The organism is Rhodococcus sp. MH15 (assembly GCF_019266045.1).
In the GTDB taxonomy this organism is placed as follows: Bacteria; Actinomycetota; Actinomycetes; order Mycobacteriales; family Mycobacteriaceae; genus Rhodococcus_F; species Rhodococcus_F qingshengii.
The window spans coordinates 1-19,257 of sequence record NZ_LPNP01000081.1 but is presented as its reverse complement, the minus strand read 5'-3'; the positions used below and the strand labels follow the sequence as shown (position 1 = coordinate 19,257).

Sequence of the window (19,257 nt, the reverse complement as noted above, 5' to 3'; positions counted from 1 at the left end):
ACAGCAGACAGTGACTACTCAACGAAACGAAGAGTTGGCGTTTGCTGTGCTGGCCGACCAAGTGCGTCGACAGATTCTCGACACGCTGGCTACACACGGCGAGTGCAACGCGGGCTTCATCAGCGATCAAATTTCGACGGTCGGTCGCACCACGGTATCCACACATCTCAAGGCGCTGCGGTTGTCCGGCGTGATCGTCGAACGGCGTCAAGGACGTCATCGCCTGTTCTCGATAGATCCATCGGGGCCCGCCAACGATGCACTCCAGTTCCTGCGCGACGTCCTCGGGCGAGCGCTGGAAGCAGGTTCGAACGCCTCCGAGTTGCCGGCCACTGCGACTGAGGATTCAGACGTCGCATCGGTGCGTCGCCGAGCGTGAGGCCTTGTTGAGCCCCAGCACCTATTTCAGGCAGGAAGTAGAACGTGCCAGGTCTCTCCGTAACGGCACAGATCGTAACGACCGACCCACCAGGGTCAGCCTTCGAGCGCCTCGAAACGGGGCAACTGCTCGAACTCGAATGTGAGCAACTGACGGTCGGGGCCGCTGCCGCCATCTCTCTTCCCGTCGGCGACGGCGCACGCGCAGATCCAGTCGGAATGCCGATCACGCTGTTGGGATACGTCGCCGGCGTGAAGCGGGGCCGATCGGTCGTGATCGTGCACCACCAACCGTGGCGCGGCCGCCTGACGATCCGGTTCTTTCCCGACGGCGCCGGGACCCGGATCGTTCTCGAGTCCAGCCTCGATCAGGACGGCATTTCCTGGCTTGCCAACAAGCGCGGATTCGCTCCACCCGAACCTCCGCGTTCCGACCGACATCGGATCGGGCTGCTGGTCAGCAAATCCGGCCCGGCAGCTGTATTCGCCCAGGCGACAGAAACACTCGCAGCCCTGGCCGTGGAAGAAATCAATGCCGACGGCGGCATCGGCGGCGTTCTCGTCGACTTGGTGATCGGCGATGACGCTTCCGACTCGGCGGCCGGAGCGGCGACCGCACTGCGATTGGTGAAAAGCGGATGTCGCGCCGTTTTCGCGTGCGTGACATCGTCGACCTTCAATGCCGCTGCATCTGCATTGCAGAACACCGGTGTGCTGTTGGTGCACACAGTTCTCAACGAGGGAGGTCGATCGCGTCCGGGAGTCCTTCGATTGGGTGAGCGACCACTCGACCAGACGCGAGCAGGTATACCCGCAATGATGTCCGAGACCGGTTCTCGCACTTGGTTCCTGGTCGGCCAGCAGTATTCGTGGTCGTTCGGAGCGCATTGGGCGGCCCGGCGTGTGATCGCCGAATCCACAGGTTCGGTGGCCGGCGAAGTCTACGTACCGTTGGGGACAACCGACTTCTCACGCATCATCGAGTCGATAGCCGACTCCGGGGCCGAACTGATTCTTTCCACCCTGGTGGGCCATGACGAGGTCTTCTTCGAACGACAATGCGCCCAGCACGGACTGCGGGCCACCACGCGGACGTTTGCATTGGTCCTCGACGAGGCCACTCAGCAGCTCATCGGCAATTCCGATGCTGACGGAGTCTGGGCGGCATTCGGCTACTTTCAATCCGCAGCCGGCGATCACGACCTCGAAAAGCGATACAGCGCGAGCTCGAACGAACTCCTGCCTCCGCTCAGTTCCCTGTCGGAGACAACGTACGAAGCGATCGTCGCTTACGCACGCGCCGTCGAACGAACGTCCGCAGGCGATCCGGAAACAGTACTTCGGCAGCTTGTCACGACGTCGAAAAGCTCTACGAACAACGGCGTTCCACTGCATCGACCGATTCTGCTCGCTGAATCACGCCGTGGGCGCCTGTACCCCCGTTCTCTCTGAGCGCGCGTAACCCGAACTTAACGAGTCGATATGTCGATACCTATTGACGCAATTATGGATCCGGCCCTAGTCTGAAAGACAAGTGAAGCCGATCACATCAGGAGCACACTTCTCATGGCGACAATCCGACCTGACGACAATGCAATAGACACCGCCGCAAAGCATTACGGCATCACTCTCGACCAATCAGCCCGGCTCGAGTGGCCGGCACTGATCGACGGAGCACTGGGCTCCTACGACGTCGTCGACCAGTTGTACGCCGACGAGGCAACCCCGCCGACCACGTCACGTGAGCACACGGTGCCAACAGCGAGCGAAAATCCTTTGAGCGCTTGGTATGTGACCACAAGCATCCCGCCGACGTCGGACGGCGTCCTGACCGGCCGACGCGTGGCGATCAAGGACAACGTGACCGTGGCCGGAATTCCGATGATGAACGGGTCTCGGACAGTAGAGGGGTTCACTCCGTCTCGCGACGCGACTGTGGTCACTCGACTACTGGCGGCCGGTGCAACCGTCGCGGGCAAAGCTGTGTGTGAGGACCTGTGTTTCTCCGGTTCGAGCTTCACACCGGCAAGCGGACCGGTCCGCAATCCATGGGCCCCACAGCGTGAAGCAGGTGGATCATCCGGTGGCAGTGCGGCTCTCGTCGCAAACGGTGACGTCGATTTTGCCATCGGCGGGGATCAGGGTGGATCGATCCGGATCCCGGCGGCATTCTGCGGCGTCGTCGGACACAAGCCGACGTTCGGGCTCGTCCCGTATACCGGTGCATTTCCCATCGAGCGAACAATCGACCATCTCGGCCCGATCACACGCACGGTCCACGATGCCGCACTGATGCTCTCGGTCATCGCCGGTCGCGACGGTAACGACCCACGCCAAGCCGACAGCGTCGAAGCAGGTGACTATCTGTCCACCCTCGACTCCGATGTGGATGGTCTGCGAATCGGGATCGTTCGAGAAGGTTTCGGGCACGCGGTCTCACAGCCCGAGGTCGACGACGCAGTCCGCGCAGCGGCACACAGTCTGGCCGAAATCGGTTGCACGGTAGAGGAAGTAAACATCCCGTGGCACCTACATGCTTTCCACATCTGGAACGTGATCGCCACGGACGGTGGTGCCTACCAGATGTTGGACGGCAACGGATACGGCATGAACGCCGAAGGTTTGTACGATCCGGAACTGATGGCACACTTTGCTTCTCGACGCCTTCAGCACGCCGACGCTCTGTCCGAAACCGTCAAACTGGTGGCTCTGACCGGCCACCACGGCATCACCACCCTCGGCGGCGCGAGCTACGGCAAAGCCCGGAACCTCGTACCGCTCGCCCGCGCCGCCTACGACACTGCCTTGAGACAATTCGACGTCCTGGTGATGCCCACACTGCCCTACGTCGCATCCGAACTACCGGCGAAGGACGTGGATCGTGCAACCTTCATCACGAAGGCTCTCGGGATGATCGCCAACACAGCACCGTTCGACGTGACCGGACATCCGTCCCTGTCCGTTCCCGCCGGCCTGGTGAACGGGCTTCCGGTCGGAATGATGATCACCGGCAAGACCTTCGACGATGCGACGGTCCTCCGGGTCGGGCGCGCATTCGAAAAGCTTCGCGGCGCGTTTCCGACGCCTGCCGACCACATCTCCGACTCTGCACCACAACTCAGCCTCACCTAGTTCTGTATCCGCACTTGCACAACAAATTCCACCGATTCACACATGATCAGCCCGCATAGAAAAGGTGAACCAGATGTCAGTAACGATCGACCACACAACGGAGAACGCCGCACCGGCCCAGGCGCCGGTCTCCGACCGGGCGTGGGCACTGTTCCGCGCACTCGACGGTAAGGGATTGGTACCCGACGGTTACGTCGAAGGATGGAAGAAAACCTTCGAGGAGGACTTCAGTCCAAGGCGCGGAGCGGAATTGGTCGCGCGGGCGTGGACCGACCCCGAGTTCCGGCAGTTGCTTCTCACCGACGGTACCGCCGCGGTTGCCCAGTACGGATATCTGGGCCCCCAGGGCGAATACATCGTGGCAGTCGAAGACACCCCGACCCTCAAGAACGTGATCGTGTGCTCGCTGTGTTCATGCACCGCGTGGCCCATTCTCGGCCTGCCCCCTACCTGGTACAAGAGTTTCGAATACCGTGCGCGAGTGGTACGTGAGCCACGGAAGGTTCTCTCCGAGATGGGAACCGAGATCGCGTCGGACGTCGAGATCCGCGTCTACGACACCACCGCCGAAACTCGCTACATGGTTCTCCCGCAACGTCCCGCAGGCACCGAAGGCTGGAGCCAGGAACAGCTTCAAGAGATCGTCACCAAGGACTGCCTGATCGGCGTCGCAGTCCCGCAGGTCCCCACCGTCTGATCACCCCGACAAGAAAGAAGCACACCATGGATGGAGTACACGATCTTGCCGGAGTTCAAGGCTTCGGCAAAGTCCCGCATACCGTCAACGCCGACATCGGCCCCACCTTCCACGCCGAGTGGGAACACCTGCCGTACAGCCTGATGTTCGCCGGTGTCGCCGAACTCGGGGCATTCAGCGTCGACGAAGTTCGATACGTCGTCGAGCGGATGGAACCACGCCACTACATGATGACCCCGTACTACGAGAGGTACGTCATCGGCGTCGCGACACTGATGGTCGAAAAGGGAATCCTGACGCAGGAAGAACTCGAAAGCCTTGCAGGGGGACCGTTCCCACTGTCGCGGCCCAGCGAATCCGAAGGGCGGCCGGCACCCGCCGAGACGACCACCTTCGAAATCGGTCAGCGAGTACGCGTGCGCGACGAGTACGTTCCGGGGCATATTCGAATGCCTGCGTACTGCCGCGGACGAGTGGGAACCATCTCTCATCGGACTAGCGAGAAGTGGCCGTTTCCCGACGCAATCGGCCACGGGCGCAACGACGCCGGCGAAGAACCGACGTACCACGTGAAGTTCGCCGCCGAGGAATTGTTCGGTAGCGACACCGACGGCGGCAGCGTCGTAGTCGACCTTTTCGAGGGTTACCTCGAGCCTGCGGCCTGATCGTCCAACATTCCGGGCGGCGGTCACGCGATCACAGCGTTTCGCGTGACCGCCGCCTGATCACAGCAATTCTCTCATTCGGAAGGACACTGGAAATCATGGTCGACACACGACTTCCGGTCACGGTGCTGTCAGGTTTCCTGGGCGCCGGGAAGACGACACTACTCAACGAGATCCTGCGAAATCGAGAGGGTCGGCGGGTCGCGGTGATCGTCAACGACATGAGCGAAATCAACATCGACAGTGCAGAAGTCGAGCGTGAGATCTCGCTCAGTCGCTCCGAGGAGAAACTGGTCGAGATGACGAACGGCTGCATCTGCTGCACTCTGCGAGAGGATCTTCTCTCCGAGATCAGTGCCTTGGCCGCCGATGGCCGATTCGACTACCTACTCATCGAATCTTCCGGCATCTCCGAACCGCTTCCCGTCGCAGAGACGTTCACATTCATCGATACCGACGGCCACGCCCTCGCCGACGTCGCCCGACTCGACACCATGGTCACCGTCGTCGACGGCCACAGTTTTCTGCGCGACTACACGGCTGGGGGCCGCGTCGAAGCCGATGCCCCGGAAGACGAACGAGACATCGCGGATCTGCTTGTCGATCAGATCGAATTTGCCGACGTCATCCTGGTGAGCAAGGCCGATCTCGTCTCGCACCAGCACCTGGTCGAATTGACCGCAGTCCTGCGCTCTTTGAACGCATCCGCTGCGATAGTTCCGATGACGCTCGGTCGCATCCCACTCGACACGATTCTCGACACCGGTTTGTTCTCGCTCGAAAAGGCTGCACAGGCCCCCGGATGGTTACAAGAACTCCAAGGTGAACACACCCCCGAAACCGAAGAGTACGGAATCGGTTCGGTGGTGTACCGCGAGCGCGCGCCCTTCCACCCCCAACGCCTGCATGATTTCCTCAGCAGCGAGTGGACCAACGGAAAGTTGCTTCGAGCCAAGGGCTACTACTGGAATGCCGGTCGGTTCACCGAGATCGGGAGTATTTCTCAGGCCGGTCATCTCATTCGCCACGGATACGTCGGCCGTTGGTGGAAGTTTCTACCCCGTGACGAGTGGCCGGCCGACGATTACCGTCGTGACGGAATCCTCGACAAGTGGGAAGAACCCGTCGGAGACTGCCGACAAGAACTCGTCTTCATCGGCCAATCCATCGACCCGTCTCGACTGCACCGAGAACTCGACGCGTGTCTACTCACCACAGCCGAGATCGAACTCGGGCCAGACGTGTGGACCACCTGGAGCGACCCCCTGGGCGTCGGCTATACCGACCAGACCGTTTGATATTGGTCCGGTTTGCCGTAAGTTGTGCGCAATGGGGGTATCACGCAACCGAACTCGGGCGTTGTTGATCGTCGCGGCGATCGCAGCCGGGACCGTGGCCGCAGCTACGCCGGCGGGGGCCACCTGGACAGTCGCGCCGATGTGCGGCGAGTGGCGGGTCGAAACCGTAGCGCAAGGGTTGGAACAGCTCGAAAACCTCGAGCCCGATGACAACGGCGGGTTCTACCTCTCCGGCGAGTCGAAGATCTATCACGTCGACGCCGCAGGACAGGTACGAACTGTCCTCGACGACATGGCTGCCCCTGGCGGTTTGCAACTCGACGGTTCGAGGCTGTCCTTCCTCACCAGACAGGACGGCAAGCTGTGGCACCTGGACACCTCGACGGATCAGCTGTCCGCACCCGTCGACTTCGCGGGCAACGGCCTGCTCCGGCTTCCCGACGGCGATCTGCTGACCACGTGGGTCGGAACAGAAGGAGGTCCGCCAAAGGGCGTCTCGCGCTATCTGCACGACTCCGGAGCCGTCGTTCCCAATTGGTCGACAGTGCCGCGTTCGGAGGGACTCGCGCTCAGTCCGGATCATCGAGCCGTGTACACCGATGACCTGTTCACCGGTCAGATCATTCGAGTGCCCTTGGATACCCCTGACGCGTGGACAGTTGTAGCGACGGTCCCGAGCCTGATACCCGGACTCGACGATCTGACCATGTCGCAGGATGGAATGCTCTACGCCGCTGCTCACGTCGAAGGCTCGATCTATCGCGTACACCCTGAAACCGGCACTTCCTGCGTCGTCGCTTCGGGTCTGTCGAATGGGTGGAACGGGCCGAGTTCAGTGCGTATAGGACAGGACGGCGACGGCTGGGCGCTCTACGTCACCGGCTTCGACGGAACGCTGCGTCGCCTGGTACCTCCGTCGGGCGTCGAACTCGCACCCGTCCGCTGACGCCGATCTCTACGGCACGAGATTCCCCGACCTGGCGATACTTAAAATCACGCTGATTTGAAGGCATGCCCGCAGCGCAACGGCCCCTTGTCCGAAAACTGTCAACAGTTCTACACGGAGAAATGGCTACCCTTAGGCTTACGCTGCACGCATGTTTTCTTCCGTCGCAGCGAAGATCCGCCTGGTGGTGGCACTGCTCCTCACTGCCCTCCTGGCGCTGACTCTGTCATCGTGCTCGAGTGGCTCGGATTCGTCGGCAGCCCCCACAGACCTGTGTGCACCTCCAGGAGTGGGAGCTGCAACCGCGGCGCCCACCAATCTGGACGCGGCAGCGGGTGCGGGCGCCGAAGACCGCTACACCACGGCCACCGTCACCCCTGTCGATCAGATCGACACCTCGAAGCTGAATCTGATCAAACCCGGGGTCATCACGGTCGGCACGCTCGGTGACGCGCCCCCGAGCATCTGCGTCAACTCCGAGAATCAGTACACCGGATACGACAACGAGCTGCTGAAGGCCGTCGCGGACAAGCTGGGCCTGAAGGTCGAGTTCGTCGGCACCGAGTTCGCCGGGCTTCTCGCCCAGGTTGCCGGTCGACGCTTCGACGTCGGCTCGTCGTCCATCACCACCACGGACGACCGTCGCAACACCGTCGGCTTCACCAACGGTTACGACTTCGGATACTTCTCCCTCGTCGTGCCTAACGGCAGCCCGATCACCGGCTTCGGAGACCTGGACGCATCAAAGCGCATCGGCGTCGTACAGGGAACCGTGCAGGACGACTACGTCGTGAACACGCTCAAGCTCGATCCCGTGAAGTTTCCCGACTACGCCACGGCGTACGCGAACCTCAAGTCCGGACAGATCGACGCCTGGGTAGCTCCGTCTCAGCAGGCCGAAGGTGCAATCGCTCCCGGTGATCCGACCTCGATCATCCAGAACACCTTCTCGGTCAACAACTTCGTCGGCTGGGCGGTGAACAAGGAAAACCAGCCGCTGATCGACGCCCTCAACTCCGGCCTCGACGCAGTCATCGACGACGGAACCTGGTCTCAGCTGTACGCCGACTGGGTACCGCGCCAACTCCCTGAAGGCTGGAAGCCCGGATCCAAGGCCGCGGCCACTCCGGAACTGCCCGACTTCGCAGCCATTGCCGCGGAAAACGCAGCGAACGGCGACGGTGGCGATACCGCGTCGTACCAACCGAAGTCGACGCTCGAACAGCTCAAGGACACGTTCTTCGACTGGGATCTGTACAAGAAGGCATTCCCCGATCTCCTCAAGACCGGTCTTCCCAACACCCTGATCCTTGCGCTCGCGTCCGGCATCATCGGCACGATCCTCGGCATGCTGCTCGCTGTCGCCGGTATCTCGCGCACCCGTTGGCTGCGCTGGCCGGCCCGCGTCTACACCGACATCTTCCGTGGCCTACCCGCAGTCGTCATCATCTTGATCATCGGGCTCGGCGTCGGACCGATCGTCAAGGGAATCACCGGTAGCAATCCGTACTGGCTCGGTGTCGCGGCGCTGTCACTGCTCGCGTCGGCATACATCGGTGAGATCTTCAGATCCGGAATCCAGAGCGTCGAGTCCGGGCAGCTCGAGGCTTCACGTGCCCTCGGTTTCAGCTACCGAAAGTCCATGTCGCTGGTCGTCATCCCGCAGGGTGTACGACGCGTTCTGCCGGCGTTGATGAACCAGTTCATCTCGCTGATCAAGGACTCGTCGCTGATCTACTTCCTCGGTCTGCTCGTCACCCAGCGGGAACTCTTTGCCGTCGGACGTGATCTCAACGCCCAGACCGGCAGCCTGTCCCCGCTCGTTGCGGCAGGCTTGTTCTACCTTGCTCTGACCATCCCGCTGACGCACCTCGTCAACTACATCGACAACCGACTCCGGACCGGACGCGCCGACACTTCAGGCACGTTGGATCCGCTCGAGCAGGCCATCGTCGTGGAAAGGGGCTGAGGACATGACCACCAGCTCTGAACTGAAGTCCGTATCGCTCACCGGCAAGGACCTGCATCTGTCCTTCGGTACCAACAAGGTGCTTCGCGGCGTCAACCTGCACGTCGACGCCGGAAACACCGTCACCGTCATCGGGCCCTCCGGTTCGGGCAAGTCGACGCTCCTGCGCGTGCTGAACCGTCTGCACGAGCCCGAGCAGGGTGACGTGCTGCTCGACGGGAAGTCCGTCCTGAAGGACAACCCCGACGAGCTACGCCAGCGGATCGGCATGGTGTTCCAGCACTTCAACCTGTTCCCACACAAGACCGTCGCCGAGAACATCGCACTCGGGCCGAACAAGCTCAAGGGTTTGTCGAAGGAGCAAGCTCGGGCGCTCGCGCTCGAGCAGCTGGATCTGGTGGGGCTCAGGGAGAAGGCCGACTCGCGGCCCGGCAACCTTTCCGGCGGTCAGCAGCAGCGCGTCGCCATTGCCCGCGCCCTGGCGATGAAGCCCGAGGTCATGTTCTTCGACGAGGCGACGTCAGCTCTCGACCCCGAACTGGTCAAGGGTGTTCTGGCATTGATGGCCGATCTCGCGAAGTCCGGCATGACCATGGTCGTCGTGACGCACGAAATGGGTTTCGCGCGTTCCGTTTCCGACAAGGTGCTGTTCATGGATCGCGGTGCCGTTGTCGAAACCGGTACTCCGGAACAGCTTTTCGACGATCCCGAAACAGATCGACTGCAAGCGTTCCTCTCACAGGTTCTCTGACTCAGGGGCGCTTGCAGGAGATCGACGGGCGTTGATCCTGGACGCCTGAAGCATCAGATGGTCGCGTTCGGCGAGGTTGGATGCCTTGTGCGCTGCATCGGCATACAACCTCGCCGCCGACTCCAGGTCTCCGTCGCGTTCACGCAGATAGGCCTCGACTGCGGCATGGCGTGGAAGTGAATCGTCCAGCGCTGCAAGAGCTGCCAATCCGGCGCGTGGTCCGTCTGCCTCGCCGACCGCCACCGCTCGGTTGAGCCGGACGATCGGGCTGTCGGTCAAGGCTGCGAGTTCGTCGTACCACTCCACGATCTGCACCCAATCGGTCTCGTCTGCTGTGAAAGCGTCGGCATGGAGTGCGGCAATGGCGGCCTGGGCCTGGAACTCACCGAGCCGGTCGCGGGCGAGAGCTGACTGGAGGATTGCGACTCCTTCGGCAATCGAATCGGTGTCCCACCGGCTGCGATCCTGCTCGGCTAGCGGAACCAGACTGCCGTCCGCGGCAGTTCGCGCGGCTCGACGAGCGTGATGGAGCAGCATCAGTGCGAGCAACCCTGCGACTTCGGGGTGATCGATCGCGGCCGCCAACTGCCGGGTGAGCCGGATGGCCTCGGCAGCCAGGTCGACGTCGCCGGAGTACCCCTCGTTGAAGACCAGGTAGAGGACACGCAGGACGGTGGCGACATCGCCGGGTTGCTCGAACCGGACGCCGGAGACCGTGCGCTTGGCTCGGCTGATGCGCTGAGCCATAGTCGCCTCGGGCACCAGGTAGGCCTGCGCAATCTGGCGGGTGGTCAGCCCGCCGACAGCGCGCAGCGTGAGTGCGACGGCGGACGACGGCGTCAACGACGGGTGCGCGCACAGAAAGTAGAGCTGGAGTGTGTCGTCCACGCCCGGCACCGCCCGCTGACCGGCCGCTCGCCTGGCTGCTCGTCAGCCAGAAACTCCCGCTTACGGCGAGCCGCATCCGACCGGATCCCGTCGAGGAACCGCCGCCAGGCCACCGTGACCAGCCAGCCCTTCGGGTCCCGCGGCGGGTTGTCCGGCCAGACCCTGACCGCCTCGAGCAGAGCGTCTTGCACGGCGTCAGACTCCGAAGCAGGGCGTCGTCCATGACAGGTTCAGTCCGTGATGGTCGGCGGCTCGGTCAGGAACGGGCGCAGTTCGAGCCATTCGTGAATCGGCTTCCCGCCTGCGCCGGGCGCGGCCGAGAGCTCGCCGGCCAATTGGACGGCACGGTCGTAGTTGTCGACGTCGATCACCATCCAGCCGGCAATGAGGTCCTTGGTTTCCGCGAACGGACCGTCGGTGACCGGCGGGCGACCCTCACCGTCGTACCGGACAAAGGTGCCCTCAGGAGCGAGAGCCTGACCGTCGACGAACTCGCCCGCCTTCTCGAGCCGATCCGCGAAGTCCTGCATGTACTTCACGTGGGCAGTGATCTCGTCCGGCGTCCACTGGTCCATCGGCACGTCGTTGACTGCAGCCGGAGCGCCGCGGTAGTGCTTGAGCAGCAAGTACTTGGCCATCGTGAATCTCCTCTGTGTCGGTGCCACCCATTCTGGTCGCACTTCACTACAGGGACGAAGCAAGTCGGGGATTCTCGACATCGCGGGGCCTTCGGCCCTGTGCGCCTTTTTGGTAGTGCCCGCAACCAGAAAGGCGCACGGGGGCCGGAGGCCCTAAATCCACCCCTGCCGGCGGGCGATCACCGCAGCTTCGTGCCGGTTGGCAGCACCGAGTTTGGTGACAGCTGACGACAGATAGTTCCGGGTGGTTCCTGCCGAGAGGTGTGCCCGGGAAGCGATCTGCTCGATGGATGCTCCGTCGGCCGCGTACTCGAGTACGTCCGCTTCGCGCGGAGTAAGCGGTGAGTCGCCGGCGCCGATTGCCTCGGCAGCCAACGACGGGTCGACGTACCTCCCGCCGGCATGGACGCTGCGGACCACCTCGGCGAGCGTCGCCGCAGGCGTCGTCTTCGGCAGAAATCCTCGGACGCCTGCTGACAGTGCCTTCTTCAGATACCCGGGACGCCCGTGGCTCGTCACGATGATCGAGACGCACCCCGAGACCGTCTGCGCAATCTGTTGCGCCGTCTCGATGCCGTCGATACCTGCCATTTGAAGGTCGAGCACGGCTACGTCAGGTTGATGTTTTGCAGCAGCGACCACGGCATCCTCGCCGGATTCGGCTTCCGCGACGACAACGATGTCGTCCTCGAGCGACAACATCATGGCCAGAGCCGAGCGGATCAGGTTCTCGTCGTCGGCCAGCAGTACCTTGATCGGCTCGGTCACCGAGACTCCTTCGTTCGGGACGGAAAGTGGGCGGTGAGGGTGAAGCGATCTTCGTCCTGCACGGTTTCGACAGTTCCTCCGACGGCGCCGACGCGCTCGCGCAATCCGTTCAGGCCGGTTCCGTTGTTCGGCTCTGCGATCCGTGCGCCGTCGTTGGCGATCACGACGCCGTCCGCGAACACTTCGATGCTGCAATTCTCGGCACTGGAGTGCCGGAGAATGTTGGTGACGCCTTCACGGACGACCCAGGCGGCAGCTTCGGCCAGTTCCACCGGCAGCTGATCTGCCGATCCACGTATCGCAGTGGAGATTCCGGCGGCCTCGAGCAGAGACTGCGCACCGGCCAGCTCCGATGCCAAGGCGATGGACCGGTATCCCCGAACCAACTCGCGCGCTTCGTCGAGTGAATCTTGCGCAAGTTCGCGTACTTCGTCCATCTGCGCGGCGGCACGATCGTCGCCGCGTCGTGAAAGAGTAGCTGCAAGTTCACTTTTCACCGCAATTGCAGACAGTGCCCGCCCGACGACGTCATGGAGGTCGCGTGAAAATCGCAACCGTTCCTCGGCGACGGACAGAGCGGCAGCGGCTCCGCGTGCCTCGTCCAATTCGGTGACCATCCGCAGCAGCCACACCGACATGTAGACGGTCAGCCCCATGAAGGCGGCGACGATTCCGACGGACACGCCGCTTTCCGGACCCGCAAGCAGTCCCAGTACAACCCCGGCGGCCACCGAGCCCACGATCAGCCAGCGCAACGACGTCAACCCCGCAAGTGGCACGACAAGGATTGCCGCCAGCCAGAAGTACGGGCCGTTCTCGCCATTGCTTCCCAAGGCAATTCCCGCCGAGCAGAACGCCGACAACGTCATCACGGCAAGAGGAATCTGGACGGGCTTGGCCACGACTCCGCCCAGATCAGGCATCCGAGACACGGCGATGACGCACGCAACGGCACTGATTCCGAGGAAGACACCCGACAGGTACCGATCCGCAACTATCTCGGTGACCGCACCGAAGCCCCCGAAAACCACTGCGACCATGATGAACGATTGCCGCGTGTAGAGGCGAACCTTGTCGACGTTCGACGCGGTTCGCCACGTCCGTCTCGGATTCCAGCGTCCGAAGTTCTGCGCGATCATGCCCACTACCTTCTCAGAGTTCTACGAACGCGGTTCCCAGCGGAAGTGGACGTTCGCGATCAGAACCGAACCGACGATCCACGCCAGCATGACCAACAGCGGTTGCGCAGCCGAACCGAAGGTGTCGACAAATCCCGCTGCCGCACCGGGCGCATCGCCCAGATCAGCCAGTTCGCCAGTGGTCCGCCCCAGCCATCCGAGATTGAGAAGGTCCACTACTGCGGCCAGCGGAGTGAAATCGAGAATGCGAGCAACGTTGTCCGGCACGACATTCCTGATCGAGGACATACCTGCCGTCGCCAGAATCAGAATCGGCATGCAGGTGATCTGCGCCGCCTCTGCATTTCGCGTGACAGCCGAAGTGATCAACGCCAGCGCCGTGAAGAGCGCGGCGCCGCCGATCACCGCGACCAGCACCAGGACCGGATTGACCGGAGCACTACCGCCCAGAACCATCACGGCGATTCCGATCACCACCGTCAACAGGCCGGTGAGAACCCACGACGGCACTGCCGGGCCCGCGAGGATCTCGGCGTCGCTGCATTCCCCTGTCCGTAGTCGCTTGAGAACCAACTCGTCACGACGCGTCGCGTACACCGACAGGAGGTTGTAGAAGACCACGAACACGAGCAGGAAGAGTGCAAACACCTCGAGGCCTGCCGACACCGACTTGTCGGACAACCCGCCATCGCGCGACAGGTACAGCATCCCCACGGGAAAGATCAACGGGAGGACGATTGCGTTGAAGAGCAACAGTCGATTTCGTCCCAGGAGCGTGAACTCCGAACGAGACAGGGTTGCTATGCGGTTCATGCTGACGCTCCTTCGAGAGTTGCGTGATGATCGAATTGGTCTGCAATGGAGAGGAATACGGTCTCCAGGGATGCCGCGCGGGCATCCAGGCCGGTCAGCAGGATGTTGTTGTGCTGTGCCCACAGCAGCAGTTCCGTCAGCGTCTCCTGCACTGTGCGAGTGGTGATCACCACCAGATCGTTTTCGACGCGTACCTCCGCGCCGGCCAGGGCCGGGAGCGGAAGACCGGGACGGTGCAGTTTGATCTGGGCAGGATGATCCGCGACGACGTCCGCCACGGTTCCGCTGCGCACCACCGATCCTCGGTGCATGATCGCCAACTGGTCGCACAGGGACTCGGCTTCGTCCAGGTAATGCGTCGTCAACATGATGGTGACGCCCGACGCTTTCAAGTCAGCGATCAATTGCCAAGTGTTACGTCGACTTTCGGGATCCAAACCAGTAGTCGGCTCGTCGAGAAACAGGACGAGTGGCCGGCCGATGATCGCGCACGCCAGATCCAGTCGCCGCGCCTCACCTCCCGAGAGGAACTTCACGCGGGTATCACCACGGTCACGCATGTCCACGCGCTTGAGCACCTCGTCCACGGGCAGCGGATTCGAGCAGGTTCCGGCCCACATCGCCAAACTCTCACGAGCAGTCAGGTCTTGGGGCAAGCCACCCTTCTGAAGCATGATGCCAAGCGACGGGCGAATCTGCTTGCGGTTGCGCACCGGATCCATGCCCAGAACGCGCACCGTTCCGGCACTGGCTCGTGAAAGACCCTGAATCACTTCGAGGGTGGATGTCTTGCCGGCACCATTGGTTCCGAGGAGGCCGAACAGCTCGCCTTCCTGAACACTCAGATCCAGATTGCGAACAGCATCGAACGCCTCCTTACCGGAGCCGTAACGCCGCGACATTCCGACTACGTCGATCACGGGATCGCCCTTCATCGCTGCGCCTCCGCTCGGTTCCAGCCGCGCAGTCCGATCACGAATCGGATACCCGCATAGACAGCGAGAGCGGCAACAAGAATCCAGAACACGGGATTGGAGCCGATGATCACGAACAGCACTCCGATGATCGCGATATTCACGACGATCACAACAAGTTCGCGGCCCATCGTGGGTGCGGGTCCGATGTCCATCAGGTCCGTCAGGAGGCTTCCCTCATGTGGTTCTCTCATGCATCCAAGCTTCGCGGGAAGTCAGAGCCGAAAACAGTGCACAGCGTCATCACCTGCGGTGACACCGTCACGGATCGGCGATGACAAATGTCATGCGACGTCCCCGCGGGGACGCGTCGTAAACCGCGGGTAAGGGTCACCTCGTTGTTTTGCCGTTCATTTTTACGTTCCTTTACCCTTGCTTAGAGCTTCTACGGTTCCCGAAGTCCGTACATCGAATCTCGGGAGTTCACGGTGGCTATCAAGCCTTTGGCCTTGTTCGTCAAACACGACGGCGTGTCTGCACGCGCGTCGATCACCTGCCAGTACAAGTGCGGAAACGCGTGCTCTCACGAGGTCCCCAACACCTCGGGCGGCGAGTACTTCCGCGACATCGCACGCACAGCGCTGAGTCGTCGCGGCTTGCTCCGGGGCAGCGGCATGGCAGTCCTCGCGGTGGGAGCGGGCAGCGCCCTCGTCGCGTGTTCGGACGAATCCGCAAGTGCGGAACCGGGAACCGGTTCGACGAGCGGCAGCAGCGGCGGATCGACACCAACGGGGACGAACTTCAGCGCTGTCGCGCCCAACAAGGAAGACAAGGTCACCGTCCCTGACGGATACGATCAAGCCGTCGTGATTCGCTGGGGTGACGCCGTTCTCGCCGGCGCCCCGGCTTTCGACTTCGACAAGCAGACTGCGGCAGCGCAGGAACTGCAGTTCGGATTCAACAACGACTTCGCCGGATTGCTCCCGGTCGACGGGCAGCCCAACACCTACCTACTCGTGGTCAATCACGAATACTCCACCGAGCCGGCGATGTTCCGCGGCTACGATGCGGAGAACCCGACCGAGGAGCAGTTCAAGATCGGCCTCGCCAGCCACGGACTGTCGGTCGTCCAGGTCAAGGGCGAATCCGACAACGGCAAGCTCGTACCGGAGATCGGATCGAACAACCGCCGCATCACCGGAACCACGGAATTTGTCGTGACCGGCCCCGCTGCAGGTAGCGACTTCCTCAAGACGAGTGCCGATCCCACGGGAACCAAAGTGCTCGGCACCCTCAACAATTGCGCCGGCGGCGTCACCCCCTGGGGCACAGTGCTTTCCGGCGAAGAGAACTTCAACCAGTACTTCGCGAACGCCGAGGGTGTCACCGATCCCACGGTGGCAGCACGGCTGAAGCGCTACGGTCTTGCCGGTGCCGCTTCCGAGCGCAAGTGGGAACGCTTCGACAAGCGGTTCGATCTGGTCGCAGAACCCAACGAGGTCAACCGATTCGGATACGTCGTCGAGATCGATCCCTGGGATCCGTCGTCGACTCCGATCAAGCACACAGCGCTCGGACGTTTCAAGCACGAAGCCGCCACCATTTACATCACGTCGGACGGCACCGTCGTCGCCTACAGCGGCGACGACGAGCGCTTCGACTACATGTACAAGTTCGTCTCCAGCCGAAAGATGCAGGACGGCAAGAGTCAAGCAGCCATGCGCCACAACATGACTCTGCTCGACGCCGGAACACTGTACGTCGCAAAGCTCAGCGGAAACTCCGCCGGCGAGATCGACGGCAGCGGCAAACTTCCGTCGGACGGCAAGTTCGACGGAACCGGCGAGTGGGTAGCCATCCTGCGCACCGGCGAAGACGGCAAGGGCGAATCGCTGGTCGACGGCATGAGTGCCGAAGAGGTAGCTGTCTTCACCCGCCAGGCCGGCGACAAGGTCGGGGCAACGAAGATGGACCGCCCCGAGGACTTCGAGGCAAACCCGAAGAGCGGCAAGGTTTACGTCGCGCTGACCAACAACACCAAGCGCGGAGTCGACGGCGGCGCCGCGGCCGACGAGGCGAACCCGAGGAACAACAACAAGAACGGCCAGGTCCTCGAAATCACCGACGACCACGCCGGCACCACCTTCGGCTGGAATCTTCTTCTCGTCTGCGGAGATCCGGCCACAGCCGATACTTACTTCGGCGGGTTCGACAAGGGCAAGGTCAGCCCCATCTCATGCCCGGACAACCTTGCCTTCGACCCGCACGGCAATCTGTGGATCTCCACCGACGGCAACGCACTCAAGTCCAACGACGGGCTGTTCAGCGTTGTCCTCGAAGGCGAAAACCGCGGTGAGACAAAGCAGTTCCTCACCGTTCCCGTCGGCGCCGAAACCTGCGGCCCCATCGTGGACGAGAAGCGCGTCATCGTCTGCGTCCAGCACCCCGGCGAGACCGACGACGCCAGCATCGAAAGCCCCGCATCCCATTGGCCAGACGGTGGTTCTTCCCAGCCTCGCCCGTCGGTAGTTGCAGCCTGGAAGAAGGACGGATCTCGGCTCGGCTCGTAACACACATGAAAACGACGTGGGGCAGATCGCATACTCTGCGATCTGCCCCACGTCGTTTACCTCAGATTCTCAAGAGAATCAGTTGTCACCGTCCTCGCGACGCTTACGCGTCAGGAGAACAACACCCGTTCCCAGCGCCAGCAGCAGAACCAATCCACCTGCTGCGAGCAACCCGGTGTTCACGCCACTCTCACCAGCGCCACCACCCGAGTTGATCGTCCCGCCCTGAGGAGCAGACGGCTTCGGCTGACCCGGCTGACCCGGGTTTGCTGTCGGCGGCTTCGGCTGTCCCGGAACCGTGCTCGGAACCGGCTGACCCGGAACCGTCGGCGGTACGACGATCGGAGGCACAACGACGATCGGGGGAATGATGATCGTCGGTGTAACCGGCACCGTCGTGTTCGGAACCGTCGTGGTCGGCGGAACTGTCGTGACCGGCAGCGTTGTCGTCGGCGGCGTCGTTGTCGTCACGCCACACGGATCCACAATCTCCTCCGCGACAACTTCTTCTGTCGTGGTCTCCTCTGTGGTGGTCTCCTCCGTGGTGGTGGATTCCTCCGTACCGGTCACATCAGCGTCACCGGCAGTGATCGCGCTAGCCGTCGTCGTCGCAACCGTTGTCGTCGGAACCATCCGCGTGGTCGTCGTCGGAGGAACACAGGGCTCCGTCGTGACCGGCGGCGTCGTGGTGGTCGTCGGCGGCACCGTAGTGGTGGTCTCCGGCGGGTCTATCGGGTGTTCGGTGCAGAGAGCGTCGCCCGGGACACAGTCCACTGGCGGGTTCTCGCCACCAACCACCAGGTAGTTGTTCAGGACACCCGGAGTGAATCCGGGACCTGACAACGTTCCGATCTCAGGATTGACCTTGACGGTGTACGTCACGGTCGCGCTCTCACCCTTGGCCAGCTTGCCGGTGACCGTGAAGACGTTGTCGACGACACCCGAAACAACCAGCGTGGAAGTGGTAGCCGGATCCTTCGTCATTACTGCATCGTCGAGAACATCGGTCAGATCGTCGTAGAAACTGATCTCACCATCCGCGGTGCCCACATTCTTGAACGTGAGCGTGTACGTGATCTCCTGGCCGCCAACCACACGGTTCGTGGTGGACGGAACAGAGGACTTCAGTACCTCGATCGCGGGTGTGCCATCCACCGGATGCTCGGTCGTCACCGGCGGAGGAGTGATCTCCGGACCCGTCGGCGGCTTCGCAGTACCGGTGACCTTGTTGTTGATCAGAACCCCGCCGGCGACACCATCGTTGATCTTCACCTGGTAGGTCAGGACAACCGACTTACCGGCTTCCAATGCACCGGTCCAGGTGAGCGTGGTGCCCGACAGGGTCGGAGCAGCACCGTCGACACCGTCAACAGTCGCCTTCAGCGAACCGTCCACCAACGTCGCGTTGTCGAGAACCTTCGACAGATCATCGGTCAACACCACCGGATCAAGAGTCGTGTTACCCGTATTCGCACCCGTCACCGTATACGTGATCGTCTGACCCGCAGCAACATTGGTACCCGACACCGGATCCGCAGCCTTCGCGACCGTGAACCCCGGAACCTTCACCGGATGCGTCGTGCACAGCTGCGTCACCGGATCACACACCTCCGGAGGATCAACCGGCGGAGTCGTCCCCGGAACAACGAAGTTGTTCACGAAAACCCCACCGACCACATCGGCATTGACCT

The 19,257-nt window shown here is 62.3% G+C and carries 17 protein-coding genes and 1 pseudogene; 10 read left to right on the top strand and 8 right to left on the bottom strand.

The genetic code is table 11. From position 1 onward, the window contains the following. Nucleotides 1–10: 10 nt before the first annotated feature. From ATN37_RS29220 to ATN37_RS29180, 9 genes are all read left to right on the top strand, one after another. Entirely contained in the window at nucleotides 11–379 is a 369-nt protein-coding gene (locus tag ATN37_RS29220) for a helix-turn-helix transcriptional regulator (protein WP_007735244.1), read from the top strand. A gap of 44 nt (nucleotides 380–423) precedes the next feature. Next, on the top strand, nucleotides 424–1,830 hold the full coding sequence (locus tag ATN37_RS29215; protein WP_054187255.1) for a substrate-binding protein: 1,407 nt from the start codon (nucleotides 424–426) through the stop codon (nucleotides 1,828–1,830). Between the two features lie 114 nt (nucleotides 1,831–1,944). Further along, entirely contained in the window at nucleotides 1,945–3,510 is a 1,566-nt protein-coding gene (locus ATN37_RS29210; RefSeq protein WP_218696006.1) for an amidase, read from the top strand. 73 nt (nucleotides 3,511–3,583) lie between these two features. Continuing rightward, nucleotides 3,584–4,207 carry a nitrile hydratase subunit alpha gene (gene nthA / locus ATN37_RS29205; protein ID WP_042450854.1) on the top strand — a complete coding sequence of 208 codons (624 nt, stop codon included), beginning with the start codon at nucleotides 3,584–3,586 and terminating at the stop codon, nucleotides 4,205–4,207. Nucleotides 4,208–4,233: 26 nt separating this feature from the next. Next, complete coding sequence (gene nthB, locus ATN37_RS29200) at nucleotides 4,234–4,872, top strand: nitrile hydratase subunit beta (protein WP_058039326.1); 639 nt, start codon at nucleotides 4,234–4,236, stop codon at nucleotides 4,870–4,872. Nucleotides 4,873–4,970: 98 nt separating this feature from the next. Next, entirely contained in the window at nucleotides 4,971–6,170 is a 1,200-nt protein-coding gene (zigA, locus tag ATN37_RS29195; RefSeq protein WP_218696005.1) for a zinc metallochaperone GTPase ZigA, read from the top strand. Between the two features lie 31 nt (nucleotides 6,171–6,201). Further along, nucleotides 6,202–7,116 carry an SMP-30/gluconolactonase/LRE family protein gene (locus ATN37_RS29190; protein WP_054828106.1) on the top strand — a complete coding sequence of 305 codons (915 nt, stop codon included), beginning with the start codon at nucleotides 6,202–6,204 and terminating at the stop codon, nucleotides 7,114–7,116. 151 nt (nucleotides 7,117–7,267) lie between these two features. Then, on the top strand, nucleotides 7,268–9,085 hold the full coding sequence (locus ATN37_RS29185) for an ABC transporter substrate-binding protein/permease (RefSeq protein ID WP_003946057.1): 1,818 nt from the start codon (nucleotides 7,268–7,270) through the stop codon (nucleotides 9,083–9,085). Between the two features lie 4 nt (nucleotides 9,086–9,089). Beyond that, a complete protein-coding gene (locus ATN37_RS29180; RefSeq protein WP_003946070.1) occupies nucleotides 9,090–9,836 on the top strand; it encodes an amino acid ABC transporter ATP-binding protein in 747 nt (248 codons plus the stop codon). Here ATN37_RS29180 and ATN37_RS29175 read toward each other — a convergent pair. From ATN37_RS29175 to ATN37_RS29145, 7 genes and pseudogenes are all read right to left on the bottom strand, one after another. Further along, nucleotides 9,822–10,933: pseudogene (locus ATN37_RS29175) on the bottom strand (RNA polymerase sigma factor); the annotation flags it as partial. The gene ATN37_RS29180 and the pseudogene ATN37_RS29175 overlap by 15 nt on opposite strands. Before the next feature lie 21 nt (nucleotides 10,934–10,954). Then, entirely contained in the window at nucleotides 10,955–11,362 is a 408-nt protein-coding gene (locus tag ATN37_RS29170) for a YciI family protein (RefSeq protein ID WP_003945999.1), read from the bottom strand. Nucleotides 11,363–11,515: 153 nt separating this feature from the next. Next, nucleotides 11,516–12,130 carry a response regulator transcription factor gene (locus tag ATN37_RS29165; RefSeq protein WP_003946002.1) on the bottom strand — a complete coding sequence of 205 codons (615 nt, stop codon included), beginning with the start codon at nucleotides 12,128–12,130 and terminating at the stop codon, nucleotides 11,516–11,518. Further along, nucleotides 12,127–13,269 carry a sensor histidine kinase gene (locus ATN37_RS29160; protein ID WP_037132536.1) on the bottom strand — a complete coding sequence of 381 codons (1,143 nt, stop codon included), beginning with the start codon at nucleotides 13,267–13,269 and terminating at the stop codon, nucleotides 12,127–12,129. The genes ATN37_RS29165 and ATN37_RS29160 overlap by 4 nt, the downstream gene beginning before the upstream one ends. Before the next feature lie 21 nt (nucleotides 13,270–13,290). Further along, nucleotides 13,291–14,082, bottom strand: a complete 792-nt coding sequence (locus tag ATN37_RS29155; RefSeq protein ID WP_003946064.1) for an ABC transporter permease — start codon at nucleotides 14,080–14,082, stop codon at nucleotides 13,291–13,293. Next, nucleotides 14,079–15,017 (bottom strand): ABC transporter ATP-binding protein, encoded by a 939-nt coding sequence (locus tag ATN37_RS29150; protein WP_218696004.1) that lies wholly within the window; start codon nucleotides 15,015–15,017, stop codon nucleotides 14,079–14,081. The genes ATN37_RS29155 and ATN37_RS29150 overlap by 4 nt, the downstream gene beginning before the upstream one ends. After that, nucleotides 15,014–15,250, bottom strand: a complete 237-nt coding sequence (locus tag ATN37_RS29145; RefSeq protein WP_225320212.1) for a hypothetical protein — start codon at nucleotides 15,248–15,250, stop codon at nucleotides 15,014–15,016. Before ATN37_RS29145 ends, ATN37_RS29150 begins: the two co-directional genes overlap by 4 nt. A gap of 234 nt (nucleotides 15,251–15,484) precedes the next feature. On the opposite strand from ATN37_RS29145, the gene ATN37_RS29140 reads away from it, so the two are divergent. Continuing rightward, nucleotides 15,485–17,566: a PhoX family phosphatase gene (locus tag ATN37_RS29140; protein WP_218696003.1), complete on the top strand. Its 2,082-nt coding sequence runs from the start codon at nucleotides 15,485–15,487 to the stop codon at nucleotides 17,564–17,566. A gap of 78 nt (nucleotides 17,567–17,644) precedes the next feature. Here ATN37_RS29140 and ATN37_RS29135 read toward each other — a convergent pair. Next, on the bottom strand, nucleotides 17,645–19,257 hold a 1,613-nt coding region (locus tag ATN37_RS29135), incomplete at its 5' end, for an isopeptide-forming domain-containing fimbrial protein (protein ID WP_218696002.1).